Here is an 18819-nt window from a genome sequence, read left to right as displayed (position 1 = left end):
AGGTCTGAGCCGTTCCGCCGGGGAGGGGCGTCGGGCTCAGTAGAGGCTGCGAGCGAGCCGCTCGGCGGCATCGCTCAACTCGTCACGCTCGCCGGCAGGGCCGACCAGCGCGTAGGCGATGGGCCCCTGCTGCCAGAAGGCGGCGGCGAGCGGACCGGATACGGTGGTCTGCGGCTTCGTCACCTCGAACGTGCCGGGGCGGATGCCGTAGAGCGAAAGCGCCTCGCCCGAGCGATCGGCCAGCGCGATCTCGACGCTGGGGCCGGAGGGCGAGGGAAAGACCTGAACGTCGCGCACCGTCCAGCCGCGCGGCGCGTCCGGCATGGTGATGGCGGTCGCGGCGCTGATTTCGGCCGGGTCGTAGCGCGGTGTCTCGACCTGCGAAGCCATGTCCGCACGCAGGACGCTGGTGCGATGGGCGGCCAGCGCCTCGTCCACGAAGCTCGGCGGCGCGGAGGACGCCACGCTCTGGCGCACGGCGAGCGGCCCGGTGCCCTCATGGGCGAGCCAGCCGAGCGCGACGAAGACGCCGATGGCGGCAACGCGGCGGAGCACATCCAGCTTGCGGCGACGGCCGAGGCCGCCCTGGAGCCGGCGGGCAAGGTCGGCCAGCTCGCGGCTGCCCGGCGCATCCGGCGCGGTGACGGCGAGGCGCAGCTCGTCGCGCAGGCGCAGGTCCGCCATGATGCGGGCCGCGTCGTCCGGGCGGGTGGCGAGCCAGGCCTCGACCTCGATGCGGCGCAGCGGGGGTAGGCGGTCGTCCACATAGGCGACGAGATCGGCCTCGAGGATGGGATCAACGGCCATCGGAACCTCCTGCGGACTTGAAGGGAACGACGTTGCTCTCGGCCGACGCACCGTTCTCCATCTCGCGAAGGCGGGCGCGGGCGCGAGAGACGCGCGAGACCAGCGTGCCGACGGGGATGCCGAGCGAGGCGGCAGCGTCCTCGTAAGAGAGGCCCTCGATCGAGACGAGATGGAGCGCGGCGCGCTGCTCTTCGGGCAGGGTCAGGAAGGCGCGGCGCACTTCGGAGAGGCGCAGCGCGTGATCCTGCGACGGACCGAGTTCGGCCGAGCCCGCATAGGAGATCTCGGCGTCGCGGCGGGACTCGGCGCGGCGGGCGCGCAGGCGGTCCACGAACCCGTTGTGCAGGATCGTGAGCAGCCAGGGCCGCAGCGCGAGGCCGGGGCGGAACTGGTGCTGGCGCTCGATAGCCCGCACTAGCGTGTCGTGAACCAGATCCTCGGCGTCGTCACGATTGCGCGTGAGCGTCAGCGCGTAGCGGCGCAGGGCGCCGAGCTGGCCAACGACATCCGGGGGCGAAGATTTCGTCGTCATCACCCGGGTATACGGAGGGGCGCGGGAATCCATCCCGCACCCCCGCGCTTTTTTCGATCACACCCGCGTGAGGCTCTGGAGGTCCACGTCGCCCTTCTGGCTGGTGAAGCGCAGGCTGCCCGCCCCGCCGCCGCTCTGGCTCTGCGAAACGCCCGAGATCTGGTGGTCGCCCGTGTCATAGAGCGAGACCTTGCCGCCTTCCTCGATGGCGAGGCGGCGCGAAGCGGGGAAGGCGGCGTAGCGCACGCCGTTCTGCGCGCCCGAGGACGAGGGCGAGCCGAGATCGCCCGGCCACCACTGGCCCGAATTGCCGTTGGAGGCCTGACGCGGCGCGCTTTCGGTGGCATCGCCCGGCGCGCGATTGTCGTTGAGACTGTCGGCCTGCGCCCAGGGGCTGCTGGAATTCGGCGCGCTGTCCGGCTGGCCGCCGCCGCCGCTTCCCGTAACGCCGCCCGCCGCGATCTCCTCGGCCAGACGCCCGACGCGGGCTTTCAGGTCGTGATCGTTCATGGCCGAGATCATCAACATGCCGCCGCGCGACCATTGCCCCATGCCGCCCAGCTCGGGATGGGAAAACTGCGCCATGGTGCCGCCGCCGGAGCGGATCGCATCCGCCATGGCGCGCGCTGCGCCTTCCGAAAAGCCGTTGCGCTCCGCGATCTCCTTGAGTGCCGTCTCGTCGCTCATGCCGAACCCCTCTTTGGCTGACTGGTCGTGTCAGCCTCCATATAGGGCGCGCGCGGAAACGGCCCGTGCCTGTGACGGCCGGGGGCGAGCAAATGACCCTTCATGGTGAAGGGCGGGCGGGACGCCGGAGGCGAACCTCCGTTGTGTTGTTTATGTGGTCCGCTTCCGGCGTCCCGCGCGGTGTTTTCCGGCCCACGAGGCGCTGCCAACGCCCCGTCCGCTTTCCGGGCCGCGCTTGCTCTGCTCCTCGGCCCGCGCCTCGGTCATCCCGAGGGAGGGCTGTCGCCGGAACAGGGCGCCGCTGATTGCGAACCCCTTCGTTGTGAGAGGCCGCCCGGCATGCCAGAACCGTCCGAGCCGCGCCGCCTCCGGAAGGCGACGCACCGCGGACACCGCCCCACAGCCCCCGAACGATCCCGGTGATCATTCGCGCTCCTTCGCGAGCCGCAGGTGAGGGCAAGAATGACGCGCTTTCCGGGGACGGGGAGAGATGGGGGATGGATTCGCCTTGCCCCCGCCGCAAGAGCCCTGCATTCGCGGGACTGTTCCTTTCACGGAGTTCCGATTTGTCCCTCATCAAACCCCTTTGCGCCCTCCTCGGCCTCGTGCTTCTCGCGGGCTGCGCGGAAATCAACAAGCCGATCACCCCCGGCGACAGCTGGCGCGAAAAGGCCACGAGCGAACTGAACGCCCCGCCTCGCTGAACGGCCCCTCTCGGGCTGATGTCGCCCACGGCCCCGCCCGCATCTGGCGGGGCCAGCCGACCGCCCGTCCGGGTGGGTTCGGCTTAACCATCATCCCGGCTGAATATCCGGTTCAGGAACCATTCAGGCGGGAGGGGCTTTCATCGGGTCAGTTCAGTTGGAGGAACGAACCTATGAAGAAGTCCCTCATCGTCGCGATCGCCGGATTGCTCGTCGCGACCGCCGTGCCCGCCAGCGCGCAGAGCTACCATTCCGACGCCCGTCAGTATCGCCAGCAGGAGCGCATCGAGCGCGGCTACCGCCACGGCCGCATCAGCCCGCGCGAGGCCGCGCGCCTGGAGCGTCAGCAGCGCCGCATCGACCGCGTCGAACGCCGCGCCCGCTATTACAACAACGGACGGATCGACCCGCGCTCGGCGCACAAGATCAAGCGGATGCAGGACCGCGCCAACCACGCGATCCGCCGCGCCAATCGCGACGGCTACTACCGCTAAACCGGCCGCTCACGCCCGGAAGAGGGCGTGACGCCTGCGGGAGATGGGGAGGGCGGCACGGTCCGCCTTTCCCTTCGCCCAAGCCTCTGCCGCAACCCTTCGCAAGCCGGGGCGTTCTACGCTCCGAAGCCAAGTTCAGGAATGGGTCCGATGAAGAAGAGCATTCTCCTGTCCCTCGCCATGCTCGGGTTCGCGAGCGCCCCGGCCCTCGCGCAAGAGCTGATGCTGCCCTCCGGCCCGCCGCGCAACGCGGCCGAGCAGCGTTTGCAGGATCAGGTGAACGCGCAGATCCAGCTCAACCGCGCGCGCGGCCTGCAAAGCTCCGACGAGGTGCGCCGTCAGGGCTACCGCTACCAGCCGCCGCAGCCGCGCTACGACCGCCGCGAACGGGCGGAGCGGCGTTGGGAGCGCGAGGACCGGCGGCGCTGGGAGCGACAGGAGCGCCGCCGGGATCGGTATTGGGATGGGTGGTGATCGTCAGTAAAGAATCTTCAAGATATATGTAGAGCTAGATATCCAATTATCTTGCAAAGTAGATTTTTATTTAAAAGGCCGAAGATGTACAAATCTTCGGCCTTTTTTCAGTTCGTTGTTCCCGGCAGGTTTATACCCAAATCCTGAAGTAGTTTTACAGCCTTATCGAGTCGGCCAGCTTCAGTTTTTGAACCTTTACGTTGAATTATTTCCGAATGCCAATCGCCCACTTTCTCTTCGAACGCGAGCCAATGCGCTGTTGCAGCCAACTCTAAAACCGTAACGTTGACCTTTGAGAATTGGCTTACAAGGCTCTTTTGTTTTGCAGATAGTGGTGGTGCAAGAGATTGCGTTTCCTCAAGCGTTTTAAAAACGCTATAGCGCGCTCCATCACTTTTACGACGCTCATAGTTTTCTTCGATTAGGCCGAATGCTTCTGCATCTAGGATGGCATTATCTAAATCGCGAGAGTACGGACCATAATGATGATAAGTGTAATGAAATTTCGAATCTGCGGTTATTTTATCTAAAAGATAAGCAATCTTTTGAAGACGGATACGACTAACCAGAGATCCACCGGCCGAACTGATTATCGCAGAGACGTAGGCTTCGGGTTCGATAGACATTTCTACGCTTTCTGTGTCTTTGCCAAATCTCTGTCAGTCTCGTTTTCAAAGTAAAAACGTGTAAACTGCTCTTTTCGTTCCAGCGCGGGTATCATTTTAGATAGAAGACTAATCTCAACGGGCTTCTTCCCGTTAAGAACATGCAATTTCTTGTGTGCTCTATCGTCGTCTCCACCAATCTCTGCGTAAATCCCTATAGATGCTTTGTCGTCCAGTATGACCGATTCATCGTTAATTTTTCCTCTAAAATTTGTTTCGATCCGGCGCTTGTGCTGCCTTTGCGTACCCTCATCTTTTCCGAAAAAAGCCGTATCTAAAGTTTTGTACAAATCTCTATTTAGTAGACGCTTAGATAGATCCGATATTGTTTGGTCTTCTGCTTTAGTCATTGAAGCTAGGGCGCCGGTGATAACAACGTCGTCAAGCTCGAGATAGTTGGAAATCGACTCGCCGTTTTTCGCAAAGAACCGGATAAGGATGTGATCCTTTTTAAGGCCGGTGTTTTTCTCTATAGCCTTCCCGGCTCCAGCATGAAAAGCAACGCGCCGTAGGAGCTTTGAGATCATATGCTCCACGCAGCGAGTGGTTTTGTGGAAATAAACCTGCTGATGTAGAGTATATCGCGCAAGTAGAAATTGCTCCGCCGCCGGCAAAGCCTTAAGAGAGAGACAGAAAGTATCGACTTTTTTAATCGTCTCATCTTCACTATCGGGTGCGCCAATATCTATCTCACCGACACGCACGTTATCCATAAGCCAGTCGAAATCGATTGCGCCAGCGCCAGTTCCCGTCATCAGCTTATCGCGCCTGATATAGTCTAAGCGATCCGCATCAAATGAACTAGACACAACGGCATGATAGATATCTTTGGGATCCTCAGCCGCAAGCAGCTCAGCAACCTCTTTGCAGAAGCCAATCCTGTAACCGTCGAGAAGACCTCTGATCTCGCCCTTTGGGTTCTGAATTATTTCGGCCGTCCAAGATTCGTGGCGCTTCTTCACACCTCTAGCTTCTTGAACGCTTTCGAACGTGTGGCTGAACGGACCATGCCCAAGATCGTGCAGTAATGCTGCTATTACTGCAACCTCGCTTTTGGGGATACTAAAGGTCTTGCCGGAGTTAGTAAGTTCACGTTCGATAACATCAACGAGCAAGCGCGCGCAAAAGAACACACCTATGGAATGCGCAAAGCGCGTATGGACGGCACCGGGGAACGTGAATTCTGATACGCCAAGCTGATGAATTCGGCGTAGCCTTTGAAACTCAGACGTACCAATGAGCCGCCAAGCAAGCTGATCTATGGCGGAACGACTCTTGAATACAATCAAGCCGTGTATGGGGTCGCGAATGCGCTGGTTTCTTGATTCCGCCATAAACGGAGTCGTAGCAGCTTTCAGAAAAAATTAATAGGAATAAATTCCATCCACAACTATGAATTCAAGCCATGGACGTTCGATGTAATTGCATCACCGCCCCGGCCGTCCCGTCTTCCCCGGCCGGCGCTTCCGCCGCTTCTCGTCCCCCGCATCCTCATAACTCCCCACGCCGATCTTCTCGCGGCGGATCGGCTTGGCGTCCTCGCCGGCGCTCGGGCGCGCGGGGAGGGGGCCGTCGTGCTTGGGCTTTTCCGTGCGGCCGACGGTCATCTCGTCCAGCGAGTTCTTGCGGAAGAGCGAGCGGTTGGGCGTCGGCGTGTCGGTGCCCGGTCCCATGTCGTCCAGCGTCGGGCGCTGGAAATAGGAATGGCTTTCGTCCGCACGTGTGTCGTCCGCGTCCTTCGGGCGCAGAGCCTTCACGCTCGCATGGTCGCCCTGGATGCGCGCGGCGAGGGGCTCGCCGTTCGGCCCGAAGCGCGGGTTCTGGTGGTTGGCCCCCTTGCCGCGCGCGGGGCGCTTGCCGCGTGAGGGCTCGCCGCCGCCAAAGAGCGCGATGTCCACCTCACGCGCCATCGGATCGTCCGCGACGGCCAGTTCGGTCGCCTGAAGGCGCTTGATCTCGTCGCGCAGGCGCGCGGCCTTCTCGAAGTCGAGATCGGCGGCGGCATGGCGCATCTCCTTTTCGAGATGCTCCAGATGGCTCTTGAGATTGTTGCCGACCAGCGCGCCTTCCTTGGCGGTGGGGCCGGCGCCGACGCGGACGTGATCCTTCTCGTAATAGCTGTCCAGAATGTCCGCGATCTTGGCCTTGACCGATTCCGGCGTGATGCCGTGCTCGCGGTTATAGGCCTCCTGCTTGTCGCGGCGGCGGTTGGTTTCGGCGATGGCGCGTTCCATCGAGCCGGTGGTGCGGTCGGCATAGAGGATGACGCGCCCGTCCACGTTGCGCGCGGCGCGGCCGATCGTCTGGATCAGCGAGGTTTCCGAACGCAGGAAACCTTCCTTGTCCGCATCCAGAATGGCGACGAGACCGCATTCGGGAATGTCGAGACCCTCGCGCAGGAGGTTGATGCCGACCAGAACGTCGAAGGCGCCCAGCCGCAGATCGCGGATGATCTCGATGCGCTCCAGCGTGTCGATGTCCGAGTGCATGTAGCGCACGCGGATGCCCTGCTCGTGCAGATATTCGGTGAGGTCCTCGGCCATGCGCTTGGTGAGCACGGTGCAGAGCACGCGGTAGCCGTTGGCCGTGACCTCGCGGATTTCGCCCAGGAGATCGTCCACCTGGGAGCGAGCGGGGCGAATGTCGATCGGGGGATCGGTGAGGCCGGTCGGGCGGATGACCTGCTCGGCGAAGACGCCGCCGGACTGCTCCAACTCCCACGAGCCGGGCGTCGCCGACACGGCGACGGTCGGCGGGCGCATGGCGTTCCACTCCTCGAAGCGGAGCGGGCGATTGTCCATGCAGGAGGGCAGGCGGAAGCCGTATTCGGCCAGCGTCGCCTTGCGGCGGAAGTCGCCCCGGTACATCGCGCCGATCTGCGGAATGGTGACATGGCTTTCGTCGATGAAGACGAGCGCGTTGTCGGGCAGGTATTCGAACAGGGTCGGCGGCGGGTGGCCGGGCTGGCGGCCGGTGAGATAGCGCGAATAGTTCTCGATGCCGTTGCAGGCGCCGGTCGCCTCGATCATCTCGATGTCGAAGGTGACGCGCTGCTCCAGCCGCTGCGCCTCCAGAAGGCGGCCGGCCTTGTTCAGCTCGATCAGGCGAAGGCGCAACTCCTCCTTGATCGACTTCACGGCCTGCTGCAGCGTCGGGCGCGGCGTCACATAGTGCGAGTTGGCGTAGATCTTCACCGACTTGAGATCGTCGGTCTTGGCGCCCGTCAGCGGGTCGAACTCGTGGATCGCCTCGATCTCGTCCCCGAAGAGCGAGATGCGCCAGGCGCGATCCTCCAGGTGGGCCGGGAAGATCTCGATCGTGTCGCCCCGGACCCGGAAGCTGCCGCGCGTGAAATCCATGTCGCGGCGCTTGTATTGCTGGGCGACGAGATCGGCGAGAAGCTGGCGCTGGTCCAGCCGGTCCCCGATCGACATCTGAAAGGTCATCGCCGTGTAGGTCTCGACCGAGCCGATACCGTAGATGCAGGAGACCGAGGCGACGATGATCACGTCGTCGCGCTCCAGAAGCGCGCGGGTGGCGGCGTGGCGCATCCGGTCGATCTGCTCGTTGATCGAGGATTCCTTCTCGATGAACGTGTCGGAGCGCGGGACGTAGGCCTCCGGCTGGTAATAGTCGTAGTAGGAAACGAAATACTCGACCGCGTTGTCCGGGAAGAAGTTCTTGAACTCGCCATAGAGCTGGGCCGCCAGCGTCTTGTTGGGCGCGAGGATCAGGGCGGGGCGCTGCGTCTTTTCGATGACGTTCGCGACCGTGAAGGTCTTGCCCGAGCCGGTGACGCCGAGCAGAACCTGCGTCATGTCGCCGTCCGACACGCCCGACACGAGGTCGGCGATCGCGGTCGGCTGATCACCCGCCGGCGTGTAGTCGGAGGCGATGCGGAAGGCGTGGCCGCCTTCGGACTTTTGCGGGCGGGCGGGGCGGTGGGGAATCCACAGCTCGCCGTTCTTGTGCAGCGGGTTGCCGGAGGTGATGAGGTCCTGCAGCGCCTGAACGGTCGCCGTGACGCCGCTTTCGGGCAGGGCGGCGGCGTCCTCCAGGCTGACGTCGAGGCCCGCCACGGGGTTGAGGCCCGCGCGCGCGCGCTCGGCCGGCGTCGCCGCAACGCCCATGGAGGTGCCGCGCGCGGTCTTGGACGCGCCGGCCTTGGACGGCTTGGTCTTCGGGGCATCAACGGGCGCGGAGGGCTTCTTCGCCTTCGCCGGCTTCTGCGCGGCCTTGCGCTGCGCCTCTTCCTCGAGGTTCTGCGCGATCTCGTCGGCCCAGCCGGACAGGGGGCCGGAGAGGGGCGTGCCGGTCAGCTCGGGCTGCGGGCTTTCGCCGAAGCCCGGATGCAGGCGCTCCGACGCGTCGGCATAGTCGAGAATGGGAGAGCGGCGGGGCTTCTTGGGATCGGGCATGGGGCGAATATGGCCTCGCGCTGCGGCAGAATAAAGGGGGAACGAACCATCGCCGCGAAACGCTCCGGCGGGCGTTTGAGACAAGGTGCGACAAAAGGGTGGTTCGGAATCTCACGCATTCGCGATTCCGCGTTCATCATTCGCTTACCAAATTAACCCATCCTGCTCCTGTCCGCTCGAGTTTCGCGGAGGATGTAAAGGCCGCCCCGATGGTTCTGCGTAAGACGGGTTGGCGCATCGTCACGCTCGCCGTTGCCGTGTATGCGACGGCGAGCGCCGATGATCTGGCCGAGGCGCTCGACTCCGGTTTTCCCATGCCGCCGGTCTCCGCGCCAGAGCCTACAAACATGCCGACGGCGCGCGATGCGCGCACGGGCGGCCGCCTCGTCTGGGGCGGTGCCGCGCCGGCCGAGGGCGGATATGTTCCCAGTCCCGCCTTCGGCGATCCGCCGCCGCGCAAACGGCCGGCCCGCTCGGCCGATCCTGCTCCGCCGCCGGTGGCCGCCGCGCCCGAGCCCGCCGAGCCGGCCGCCGAGCCCGTACCGGAGCACGAGCGCGGCCCCGGCGATTACGGCCGCACCTATCCCGTGCGCGATGCCTCCACCAGCCTCGTCAGCCCCGCGAGCACCCGCGACGATCCGATCCGCCGCATGATCGAAGAAGCGTCGCTGCCCGATGCGATGCCGGGCGTTGGAGGCTCCTATGGCGCGCGGCCCGAGGCGGAGTTCGACCCGTGGGAAGGGCTGACCGAGGCCGAGCCGTCCGAGATCGAGGCCGAGCCGGATGCGAGCCCCGCGCCCGCCCGTAAGCCGCCACCGGCGCGAACGCCGCTGCCCTCCTATGCCTCACTTTCGGCGCGTGTCCCGCCACCCTCGATCGTGCGCCCGCCGCGCGGCGCGCTGGAGCGCGAAACGCCCCCCGGATACCGACCGCTCGCCAGCGACGAGGCCATGTGCCGGCGCGAGTTGCGCAAGCTCGGCGTGCGCTTCACCGACGTTTCGCCGATCGAGACGAGCCGATCCTGCGGCATTTCCAACCCGGTGCGCGTCACCGAGGCGGTCAAAGGCATCGCCATGACGCCGGCCGCGACGATGAATTGCGAGGCGGCGCTGCGCGTGGCCCGCTGGCTCGACAAGGATGTGAAGCCCGCCGCGCGCTGGAAGCTCTGGAAGAAGCCCACGGCGCTGATCAACATGTCGTCCTACCGCTGCTCGCGCATTGCGGGTTCGCGCACGATCTCCGAACATGCCAGCGGCAATGCGCTCGATGTCGGCGGCTTCCGCTTCAGCGACGGCTCCACCATGCGCGTCAGCCGCAAGGGCATGTTCTCGTTCCGCGAGAAGGCGTTTCAAGCCGCGATCCGGCAGGGCAGCTGCCGCTATTTCGGCACGGTTCTGGGGCCGGGATACAACCGCGCCCATGCCGACCATCTTCATCTCGACGTGAAGGCGCGGCTGCGGCCCATCTGCAAGTGAGTGCGAGCCGCAAGCACGGCGGCCCATGCGGGTTGATATGCGACTGTCCGTCGAGGCCGGGCAAAATGGCTTCAGCGCCCCGGTCCAGGATTGGACGGCTCGGCGTATGAGCTGTCGCTGAACTCTTGGGAGTCCCCACTATGAAGCCAATCCAGTTCAATCGCGACGAGACCAAGGCGATCGTCGCCGACATTCAGGACTATTTTCGCGAGGAACTGGACCAATCGATCGGCGCCATTCCGGCGGAGATGCTGATGCGGTTTTTCGCCGAGAAGATGGGCGGGTACTTCTACAATGGCGGGCTGCACGATGCGCAGGCGCTGGTGCGCAGGAAAATCGACGACGTGAGCGACGAAATTTTCGGCCTGGAGCAGCCGACCGGGCGGCGCTGAATGGGCGGTCTCCACGACAATCGGAGTCAGCTGATCTCGAAGCGCAGCAACGCTTTGGCCCATCACGCGTTGAGGGCGCGCGGAACCCGATCCGCACGGAGATAAGGAACCAGCCATGCTGAAACCCTTGACATTGGCCGCCGTGCTTCTTGCGGCCGCGTCGCCTTTGGCGCACGCGCAGGAAGACGGCCCCGACCGCGAGGATCGCGGCGGACGATACGAACGGGACGTGCGCCCGGACGACGACCTGCCCCCCTATCGCGACCGGAGCGACATCGACCGCTCACGCGACATGCGCCATGGCGATCGTTGGGCGCGGACCAATGACGGCGATGACGAGGCGGGCGACCGCGATCGCGACATGCGCGATCTCTACCGGGATCGGGACGACAAGGATCGCGACCACAAGGGCAAGGACAAGGATCGGGAGAAGCGCGACCGGGACCGCGATCGTGAAAAGGGTCCGCGCGGCGAACGCGGTGGCCCTGACGGCCGTCATGGCCCGCCCATGCCCGCCCGCGCCGGCTTCGAAATCAATATGGGCCCAGGCCAGACGCTTCGCGTGACCTGTGGCGACGAGGATCTGGCGGACTGCATGGCGGCCGCAAAGCCCATCCTCGACGCCTTCACCAAGAAGGTCGAGGATGCCGGCACGCGCGTTCCGCCTCCGCCGCCCAGCCTCGTGAACGGCGACGCACCGCCTCCGCCGCCGCCAGCTGGCGATCGTCCGGCTCCGGCCGGCGCGACACCGCCGCCGCCGGCGAACTGAGACATCGTAGGATAGGGGCCGGGCGAGATGATCGCCCGGCTCCATGGCTTGATCCCGGTCTGACACCGGAAGGACGGTGAGGCCGGCGGAGGCAGCGTTTCGATAGAAGGCGGAAACCTCACAACGAGCGGGGCCTCTCAAACACGGCCGCGACAGGTTCGAGTGGCGCGTCTGCCTATCTCACGCTCATCGGAGGTGAGGGGCACGATCCCGGGCTTCCTTATCGATCATCGCAGGAGCCAAAACCGCCCTTGCCGCCCTTGCCACCTTTTCCTCCGCTCACCCCTTTTCCGTCCTGACCATCACGCCCGTCAGTCCCGGATTTGCCGCATTGTTTCGTAGGGGCGTTGCTCGTTTTCAGTGAAGCCTTTGGGTCATCACTCTTGCTGGTCTGTGTTTCGGCTGGCACCGGAATCTTTTCGCCAGCTTCCTGCGCCCTGGCTTCGATTGCCAACGCGCCGACAGACGAAATGGCGATCATCAGGAGTAGCCTTCCGAAGATGCGATTGCTGAGCATCGATCTTGATTCCCTCATTGAGCGACCGACGGCGCCGCGCTGGCACCTTCGATAGGGCAGCGTGACGATGCCGCCGTCTCCGGTTCGATGCCGGATCCGTTGCCGAAGTGAAGCGCGACCGTGGCGCGTTTTGCGGCGGGTAGAAGGCCTTCAGTCGTCCGAAACCGGAACGGGCGTCGGCCTGCCCTCTTCATCCAGCGCCACCATGACGAAGACGCCCTCCGTCACCTTCACGCGTTCGGAGGTGAGGTAGCGGCGCGCCCAAGCCTCGATCTTCAAGCGGATCGATGTGCGCCCGACCTTCTCGATGGAAGAATAAACGCAGAGCGTGTCCCCCACCTTCACAGGGCGGCGGAATGCCAGCGTTTCGACGGCAACCGTGGCGACCCGCCCCTGCGCGCGCTCGGCCCCTCGAATGCCGGCGGCCAGATCCATCTGCGACATCACCCAGCCGCCGAAAATATCGCCGGCGGCATTGCGGTCGGCCGGCATGGCCAGAATGCGCACCGTGAGTTCGCCGCTCGGATGCTCTTCGTCTTCGATCATGCTGGCGCCTCGAATTGAACCTGCCGCAGGTGTGCGCGAGACGACCCGGCGGCGCAAGCGCGATCCCGCGATGTGAACGCCTGCCGGGTGGTCCATGCCAAAATACGGTACGATCGGCTGGGGAAATAGCGCGCATACGTTGAGATGTCCGGGCGGGATCGACTATCTTCCGCACCGGCCCTAGCCGGTGAACCCCGTCGAAGCAGTCTTCGCCCGTCGGCGAGAATGGTCGCGAGATCGCCAAAGGCTTGCGGGACAGACAGGGCCTTGTGGGCGGGCGAATGGGAGGACGGAAATTGCGTGTGACACGAATGGCCATCGCCTTGACTGGGCTTGCTGTGACCGGAGCGCTGGCCGCCACGGGCGGCATCTATCGCGACTGGTCGTTGACCTGCACGTCAGGACTCGACTGCGACGCTTCCACCTTTTCGAAAGGGAACGCCCCGCTCATCGCCCTGGGGATTCGGCGGGGACCCGGCGCGGCGGACGTGCCGAAGCTTGCGATCGGGTTGCGCGAGGCCGCTCCGTTGTCCGGCCCGGTAACGCTGCGCTTCGACGATGGCGCGAGCCGGGAGCTGCCGGCGAGCGCCTTTCATGCCGACAAGGAAGGCCAAGCCGTCAGCGCCGATCTCGGTGATCTTCTGGCCGATCTCAAGCGCGCCTCGACTGTCGAGATCAGCCTGACGCCGGCAGGCAAGACGCAGAGCACGACATTCTCGCTGTCCGGGCTGGTGGCGGCCCTGCGCAAGATGGACGAGGATCAGCAACGAACCGGCACCGCCAATGCTCTGATCGACAAGGGCGATAAGGCGCCGACCAAGCCCAGCCTGTTGGCGAGCGATATCACCGATGCGGCCGCGCTGCCGGCCAGCGTGCGCAGGCTTTGGAGCGAAGGCCCGGGGCAGTGCTCGGACTTCAACGGCTTTCCGCCATCGATTCTGGGTTTCTCCGTGCCGATGGGCGATCAGGCGCGTCTCTACGTTCTGGCCTGCGGGAGCCCCGGCGCGTACAACGAGCCGTCCCGCCTCTATCTTCAGGAGGGGGACTCGGCGGATGTGTTCCCCGTGGTGTCCATGGCCGCCGATGGCCCGGTGGCCACGATGACGATCTGGAACGCGGGCTGGGACGGGAACCGGCTGATCACCTTCCTGAAGGGGCGTGGCATCGGGGATTGCGGCATCTCTGCCGAATATGAACTCGATCCGGAAGCGCTCCAGTTGCGGCTGGTGGACGCTCGGGAGCAATCCGAATGCAACGGGCAGGACGATATGAGCCGGTGGCCCCAAACCTGGCCCTTGCGGACCTCCAAACGCTGAGCGGCGGCCTTCACGCTCGCGCGAGGACGCTGATCGGCTGGGAACGGCTCCGGCAAGGTGGCGTTGGCCCGGCATGGCGGAGCCGGCTCGGCTTGCCGCCCCGACCGGAGACACCCGATGAAAGCCCTCCTTCTTTCCGCCACCGCCATAGCCCTGTCGGCCGCTCTGCCGGCCTTCGCGCAGACCCCGGCGCCTGCTGCGACGAGCGAGCCGATCGGCGTGACCATGCGCGGTGCGGACGGCCAGCCGCATGGCACGATCCGTATCACGCAAACGCCGAACGGCGTGATCGTCGATGGCGACCTCACGGGAATGCAGGACGGGGAATATGGCCTGCATTTCCATGCCAAGGGCCTCTGCGAAGGCAATTTCGACTCGGCTGGCGGCCATCATAACCCGACGAACAAGCAGCACGGGTTCGAGGTCGAGGGCGGACCCCATGCGGGCGACATGGCCAATATCTATGTGCAGGGCGGTGTCGCGCGCTTCCAGCAGTTCAATCCCATGGTTCGCTTCGAGGATGGCGACGCACCGCTGAAGGATGCGGACGGCACGGCCATCATGGTGCACGGCGCGCCGGACGATCATCACTCGCAGCCGACCGGCAATGCCGGCTCGCGCATGGCCTGCGGCGTGGTCTTCCCCGCCTCCTGAGGCCTGACGTGTGCGGTTCGGTTCCTGGCCATGAAATGCGATCGTGGCCGGGAACCGATCCCTTATCGCGACATTCTGTCTCCGTGATCCGAAGCGCGTTTCTTGTCTTCGGAGCCTTTTGTAAAAGGAATGATCCGCGTATGAAGTCCCTCGTTCTCGCCGCCGGTTTCGCCACGCTTCTCGGCTCCGCCGCTTTCGCGCAGACGGCCACGACGACCGCTGCTCCCGCAGCCACCGGAGCTGCCAATAGCGAAGTGATCATCGTCCTTCCGGACGTCGTCACGGGCGCAGCTCCGGCCCGCTTCTTGGCCGACAAGCTCGAAGGCAAGGACGTCTACGGCGCGAATAACGAGAAGATCGGTGAGATCGAGGATTTCGTGCTCGGTTCCGACGGAACGGTTCAGGCCGTCGTGATCGAAGTGGGCGGCTTCCTCGGCATCGGCGAAAAGGACGTGCTGGTCAGCTGGTCGGCCCTGCAGATGACCATGGACGGCAGCAAGACGCGCGTGACCGCGCCGACGCTGACGCGCGACATTCTCCAGAACGCGCCGACCGTGGACCTCGACAAGATCGTCCCCGGCGACGATTGATATCGAACGCGTGAGTTGAGCCTTTGGCGGCCTGCCCGATCCTCCCTCGGGCAGGCCGTTTTTCGTTAGGGCGAGGGCGCCCAACCGACCGGCTGGAAACCCGGCAGAGCTTCCACACTGGCCAGCCAGCGGCGAATGGCGGGGAAGCCGTCGAGCGAGAAGCCGCCATCGGCGGCCGTGGCGGTGTAGGGATAGAGCGCGATGTCGGCGACGCTGGGGCGGCCCGGTCCGAACCAGGGCGCGGCCGTTAAATGGCGTTCCATCACGGCGAGGGCGCGCATTCCATTCTCGAAGGTGAGCGCCATGCGCTCAGGCGTAGCGGCGCTCTTGCGCTCCGGGTAGACCGTCAGCGAGCGGCGGACGGCGATGCTGCCCTCATGCGCGTTCTGCTCGAAGAACATCCAGCGCAACGTTTCGGCGCGCTCGAACGGGTCTGTGGGGAGGAAGTCCGTGCCATCAGCGAGATACGCCAGAATGGCGTTGGACTCGGCGAGGAGCCGGCCATCCTCCAGTTCCAGAAGTGGACATTGGCCGGCCGGGTTGCGCTTCAGGAACGCTTCCGTGCGGGTGGAGCCATCGCGTGTCGAGACCTCGACATGGCGGAACGGGCGACCCATTAGCGACAGAAGAAGGCGCGGCTTGTAGCAATTGCCGCTGTCGCTCATGCCATAGACGGTCAGCATTCCCGGAGGTCTCCTTATTGATCTCCCCGTATTGGAGCCAAGCGCGGCTCGAACGGCCAATTCCTTTTTGTGCGCCTGGCATCAACGATCTTGATGGGTCTTCGCCTTGCGCCGAGGCGGGTGCGGGACTAGGGTCCGCCGATTTTCGCGCTCGGCCGGCCGCGGGCGAAAGTCGAGTGAAGATTCGATGTCGTTTCCCGGAGCCTGATCATGGGTTTTCTCGCCGCTTCCCTGGACCGCGTGAAGCCGTCCGCCACCATTGCCGTGTCGCAGAAGGCGCGTGAGCTGAAAGCACAGGGGCGGGACGTCATCGGCCTCGGCGCCGGCGAGCCGGATTTCGACACGCCCGACAATATCAAGCAGGCGGCCGTCGAGGCGATCGCGCGCGGCGAAACCAAGTACACGCCCATCTCCGGCATTCCGCAGCTGCGCGAGGCGATCTCCGCCAAGTTCAAGCGCGAGAACGGGCTCGACTACAAGCCCGAGCAGACGATCGTCTCGACGGGTGGCAAGCACGTTCTCTTCAACGCTTTCATGGCGACGCTGAACCCCGGCGACGAGGTCATCATCCCCGCGCCGTACTGGGTGAGCTATCCCGAGATGGTGTCGCTGTGTGGCGGCACGCCCGTCGTCGTCGAGACGCGGCAGGAGGATAATTTCAAGCTGACGGCCGAGGCGCTGGAGCGCGCCATCACGCCCAAGACGAAGTGGTTCTTGTTCAACTCGCCGTCCAACCCGACCGGCGCGGCCTATACCCATGCCGAGCTCAAGGCGCTGACCGATGTGCTCATGCGCCATGAGCATGTCTGGGTCATGACCGACGACATGTACGAGCATCTCGTCTATGGCGACTTCACCTTCGCCACGCCCGCGCAGGTCGAGCCGGCGCTCTATGAGCGCACGATCACGATCAACGGCGTGTCCAAGGCCTATGCCATGACCGGCTGGCGCATCGGCTATGCCGGCGGCCCGCTGAAGCTCATCAAGGCGATGGACATGATCCAGGGTCAGCAGACTTCGGGCGCCTGCTCGATCGCGCAATGGGCCGCCGTCGAGGCGTTGAACGGCACACAGGACTTCATCCCGAAGAACCGCGCCATGTTCGAGCGCCGCCGCGATCTCGTGGTGTCCATGCTCAACCAGGCAAGCGGCATCGAATGCCCGTCGCCCGAGGGCGCGTTCTATGTCTACCCTTCGGTGCGCGGGCTGATCGGCTCCACCACCGAAGCGGGCAAGCGCATCGAGACGGACGAGGATTTCGTCACGGCTCTGCTGGAGCAGGAAGGCGTCGCGGTCGTTCACGGCACGGCCTTCGGCCTCGGCCCCAACTTCCGCCTGAGCTACGCGACCTCGGACGCCCTGCTGGAGGAAGCCTGCACCCGCATCCAGCGCTTCTGCGGTTCGCTCAAACGCTGATCCGGACCAGACTCCGATCGATCGAGGCGGCTGGGCAACCAGCCGCCTTTTTCGTGCTCATACGATGAAGCCCGCCGCGATGAGTGCGAGCGCGACCTGCCAGGGCGGACGCGACCAGAGGACCAGCAGCAGGAAGCCGGTGACGGCGAGCAGCATGTCGCGCGGGCTCGTCACGGCATGGGTCCAGACGGGATCGTAAAGCGCGGCGGCGAGCACGCCGACCACGGCAGCGTTGGCTCCGCGCAGGGCGGCGCGCGCGGATGGGCGCTGCCGCAGCTCGTCCCAGAAGGGCAGGGCCGCCAGCACCAGGAGCAGGCCCGGCATGAAGATCGCGAGCGTTGCCAGAGCCGCGCCGACGAGGCCGCCCGGCGCGGGGGCGAGCGCGCCGAGATAGGTGGCGAAGGTGAAAAGCGGGCCAGGCACGAGCTGAGCCGCGCCATAGCCCGCGAGGAAGGCATCGGCCCCGACGAAGCCCGGCCGAACGGTCTCGGCTTCGAGGAGCGGCAGCACCACATGGCCGCCGCCGAAGACGAAGGCCCCCGAGCGTAGGAACCCATCGAAGAGATGCAGCGCAGGCGAGGGCACGAGCGGGGCGAGAAGGGGCAGAATGAAGACCAGTGACGCGAAAAGCGCGAGGGCCGCAAAGGCGAGACGCCGGCGCGCCGGCGGGGTGTCATGGGTCGGAGAAGACACCGTTTCCATCGGCTCGCGGCAGAAGAAGAGCCCCAGAAGCGCGCCAACCGCGATCGACAAACCCTGCGCCAGCGCGCTCGGCCCGAGGGCGACCAGCGCCAAGGCCACGAGTGCGATGGCGGCGCGTTTGCGATCGGGTGTCAGCGTCCGGCTCATACCCCAGACCGCCTGCGCCACGACAGCGACGGCGAGGATCTTCAGCGATCGAACGAGATCGCTGCCGCCGCCAGTGTTGAAGCGTCCGGCACCGAGCGCGACGACATACATGAGAAGGGCGGAGGGCAGGGTGAAACCGGCCCAGGCGGCAAGCGCACCGCGCAGGCCCGCACGCTGAAACCCGATGGCGAAGCCCACCTGACTGGAGGCCGGGCCGGGCAGGAACTGGCAAAGCGCCACGAGATCGGCATAGCTGGCTTCGTCCATCCACTTGCGCCGCTCGACGAAGGCCTGCCGGAAGTAGCCGAGATGCGCGATCGGGCCGCCAAACGAGGTGAGACCCAGAAGAAGAAAGACGCGAAAGACGCTGAAGGCTCTCGCTGGCTTTGCGGCGGCGGGCGAGACGGAGGGAAGCGCGACCATGCTGCGGTTTAGGAGACCAGCAAGACAAACCGATGACAAGTCGGCTCGTCGGTTTTGCGCAGCCTGTGGGCCATTGTACCTAAAAGAAAAGCCGAGCTCGAAAGCCCGGCCTGAAAGTTGGAATGCCTGGAGCATCCCTGGGAGGAAACGGCCGGAGAAGAAAGCTCGGGAGGAGGTAAGCTCCCTTCCGTCCGACTGAGATCCAAATTAAATCGATTTTGTGGGTATCACCAGACGCAAAGCCACATGCCTGCTATGCAGGCAATGCATGAAACTTCTCAGCTTCTGATCAGCTTGCCATGCCTTGCTGGACGGAGTTGCCTAGCGACGATGCAATCTGGTTCGAATCTCGTCGCGTAGCGCCGCGGTTCCAAGCAGTCTTCGGCGCTGCATAGCACTGTGCGGCGG

At 64.7% G+C, this 18819-nt stretch carries 20 protein-coding genes; 10 read left to right on the top strand and 10 right to left on the bottom strand.

The window, feature by feature from the left end; genetic code table 11:
- Window positions 1–36 precede the first annotated feature (36 nt).
- Genes AUL36_RS06960 through AUL36_RS06950 form a run of 3 tightly spaced genes read right to left on the bottom strand, consistent with a single transcriptional unit; the run spans window position 37 to window position 2026 of the window.
- Window positions 37–807 (bottom strand): anti-sigma factor family protein, encoded by a 771-nt coding sequence (locus AUL36_RS06960; RefSeq protein WP_062219260.1) that lies wholly within the window; start codon window positions 805–807, stop codon window positions 37–39.
- Complete coding sequence (locus AUL36_RS06955; protein WP_062219258.1) at window positions 797–1339, bottom strand: sigma-70 family RNA polymerase sigma factor; 543 nt, start codon at window positions 1337–1339, stop codon at window positions 797–799. Before AUL36_RS06955 ends, AUL36_RS06960 begins: the two co-directional genes overlap by 11 nt.
- Before the next feature lie 57 nt (window positions 1340–1396).
- A complete protein-coding gene (locus AUL36_RS06950) occupies window positions 1397–2026 on the bottom strand; it encodes a hypothetical protein (RefSeq protein ID WP_062219256.1) in 630 nt (209 codons plus the stop codon).
- Window positions 2027–2592: 566 nt separating this feature from the next.
- Here AUL36_RS06950 and AUL36_RS06945 point away from each other — a divergent pair.
- From AUL36_RS06945 to AUL36_RS06935, 3 genes are all read left to right on the top strand, one after another.
- A complete protein-coding gene (locus tag AUL36_RS06945; protein WP_156418299.1) occupies window positions 2593–2730 on the top strand; it encodes a hypothetical protein in 138 nt (45 codons plus the stop codon).
- Between the two features lie 173 nt (window positions 2731–2903).
- Entirely contained in the window at window positions 2904–3224 is a 321-nt protein-coding gene (locus AUL36_RS06940; RefSeq protein WP_062219253.1) for a hypothetical protein, read from the top strand.
- Window positions 3225–3374: 150 nt separating this feature from the next.
- Window positions 3375–3698, top strand: coding sequence for a hypothetical protein (locus AUL36_RS06935; RefSeq protein ID WP_156418298.1), 324 nt, complete (start codon window positions 3375–3377; stop codon window positions 3696–3698).
- 107 nt (window positions 3699–3805) lie between these two features.
- Here AUL36_RS06935 and AUL36_RS23705 read toward each other — a convergent pair whose 3' ends face one another.
- From AUL36_RS23705 to uvrB, 3 genes are all read right to left on the bottom strand, one after another.
- Window positions 3806–4324, bottom strand: coding sequence for a hypothetical protein (locus AUL36_RS23705; RefSeq protein ID WP_156418297.1), 519 nt, complete (start codon window positions 4322–4324; stop codon window positions 3806–3808).
- A 2-nt stretch (window positions 4325–4326) separates the two neighbouring features.
- Complete coding sequence (locus AUL36_RS06930; protein ID WP_082655686.1) at window positions 4327–5697, bottom strand: HD domain-containing protein; 1371 nt, start codon at window positions 5695–5697, stop codon at window positions 4327–4329.
- A 93-nt stretch (window positions 5698–5790) separates the two neighbouring features.
- On the bottom strand, window positions 5791–8781 hold the full coding sequence (uvrB, locus tag AUL36_RS06925) for an excinuclease ABC subunit UvrB (protein ID WP_082655684.1): 2991 nt from the start codon (window positions 8779–8781) through the stop codon (window positions 5791–5793).
- A gap of 209 nt (window positions 8782–8990) precedes the next feature.
- On the opposite strand from uvrB, the gene AUL36_RS06920 reads away from it, so the two are divergent.
- The 3 genes from AUL36_RS06920 to AUL36_RS06910 all read left to right on the top strand — a co-directional run bounded on the left by AUL36_RS06920 (window position 8991) and on the right by AUL36_RS06910 (window position 11417).
- Window positions 8991–10256 (top strand): extensin-like domain-containing protein, encoded by a 1266-nt coding sequence (locus tag AUL36_RS06920; RefSeq protein ID WP_244497063.1) that lies wholly within the window; start codon window positions 8991–8993, stop codon window positions 10254–10256.
- Window positions 10257–10396: 140 nt separating this feature from the next.
- A complete protein-coding gene (locus tag AUL36_RS06915) occupies window positions 10397–10648 on the top strand; it encodes a DUF2164 domain-containing protein (protein WP_062219249.1) in 252 nt (83 codons plus the stop codon).
- A gap of 115 nt (window positions 10649–10763) precedes the next feature.
- Complete coding sequence (locus AUL36_RS06910) at window positions 10764–11417, top strand: hypothetical protein (protein ID WP_058602285.1); 654 nt, start codon at window positions 10764–10766, stop codon at window positions 11415–11417.
- Between the two features lie 220 nt (window positions 11418–11637).
- Here the strand turns inward: AUL36_RS06910 and AUL36_RS23700 are convergent, their stop codons facing one another.
- Together AUL36_RS23700 and AUL36_RS06905 are read right to left on the bottom strand one after the other, a co-directional pair.
- Window positions 11638–11898, bottom strand: coding sequence for a hypothetical protein (locus tag AUL36_RS23700; protein WP_156418296.1), 261 nt, complete (start codon window positions 11896–11898; stop codon window positions 11638–11640).
- 186 nt (window positions 11899–12084) lie between these two features.
- Window positions 12085–12480, bottom strand: a complete 396-nt coding sequence (locus tag AUL36_RS06905) for an acyl-CoA thioesterase (RefSeq protein ID WP_062219247.1) — start codon at window positions 12478–12480, stop codon at window positions 12085–12087.
- A 302-nt stretch (window positions 12481–12782) separates the two neighbouring features.
- On the opposite strand from AUL36_RS06905, the gene AUL36_RS06900 reads away from it, so the two are divergent.
- The 3 genes from AUL36_RS06900 (at window position 12783) to AUL36_RS06890 (ending at window position 15040) form a co-directional block, all read left to right on the top strand.
- Window positions 12783–13796 carry a DUF1176 domain-containing protein gene (locus AUL36_RS06900; RefSeq protein WP_244497067.1) on the top strand — a complete coding sequence of 338 codons (1014 nt, stop codon included), beginning with the start codon at window positions 12783–12785 and terminating at the stop codon, window positions 13794–13796.
- A 117-nt stretch (window positions 13797–13913) separates the two neighbouring features.
- Complete coding sequence (locus AUL36_RS06895; protein ID WP_058602288.1) at window positions 13914–14450, top strand: superoxide dismutase family protein; 537 nt, start codon at window positions 13914–13916, stop codon at window positions 14448–14450.
- Window positions 14451–14590: 140 nt separating this feature from the next.
- A complete protein-coding gene (locus tag AUL36_RS06890) occupies window positions 14591–15040 on the top strand; it encodes a PRC-barrel domain-containing protein (protein ID WP_062219244.1) in 450 nt (149 codons plus the stop codon).
- A gap of 65 nt (window positions 15041–15105) precedes the next feature.
- Here the strand turns inward: AUL36_RS06890 and AUL36_RS06885 are convergent, their stop codons facing one another.
- Complete coding sequence (locus AUL36_RS06885; protein WP_062219242.1) at window positions 15106–15723, bottom strand: glutathione S-transferase family protein; 618 nt, start codon at window positions 15721–15723, stop codon at window positions 15106–15108.
- A gap of 210 nt (window positions 15724–15933) precedes the next feature.
- Between AUL36_RS06885 and AUL36_RS06880 the strand changes: the two genes are divergently transcribed.
- Window positions 15934–17139, top strand: a complete 1206-nt coding sequence (locus AUL36_RS06880; protein WP_062219240.1) for a pyridoxal phosphate-dependent aminotransferase — start codon at window positions 15934–15936, stop codon at window positions 17137–17139.
- Between the two features lie 57 nt (window positions 17140–17196).
- Here the strand turns inward: AUL36_RS06880 and chrA are convergent, their stop codons facing one another.
- Window positions 17197–18411 (bottom strand): chromate efflux transporter, encoded by a 1215-nt coding sequence (chrA, locus tag AUL36_RS06875; RefSeq protein WP_062219238.1) that lies wholly within the window; start codon window positions 18409–18411, stop codon window positions 17197–17199.
- Between the last annotated feature and the right edge of the window lie 408 nt (window positions 18412–18819).

The organism is Aureimonas sp. D3, assembly GCF_001463805.1.
In the GTDB taxonomy this organism is placed as follows: Bacteria; Pseudomonadota; Alphaproteobacteria; order Rhizobiales; family Rhizobiaceae; genus Aureimonas; species Aureimonas ureilytica_A.
The sequence above is the reverse complement of the archived record's forward strand: the minus strand, read 5'-3'. Positions and strand labels throughout refer to the sequence as shown.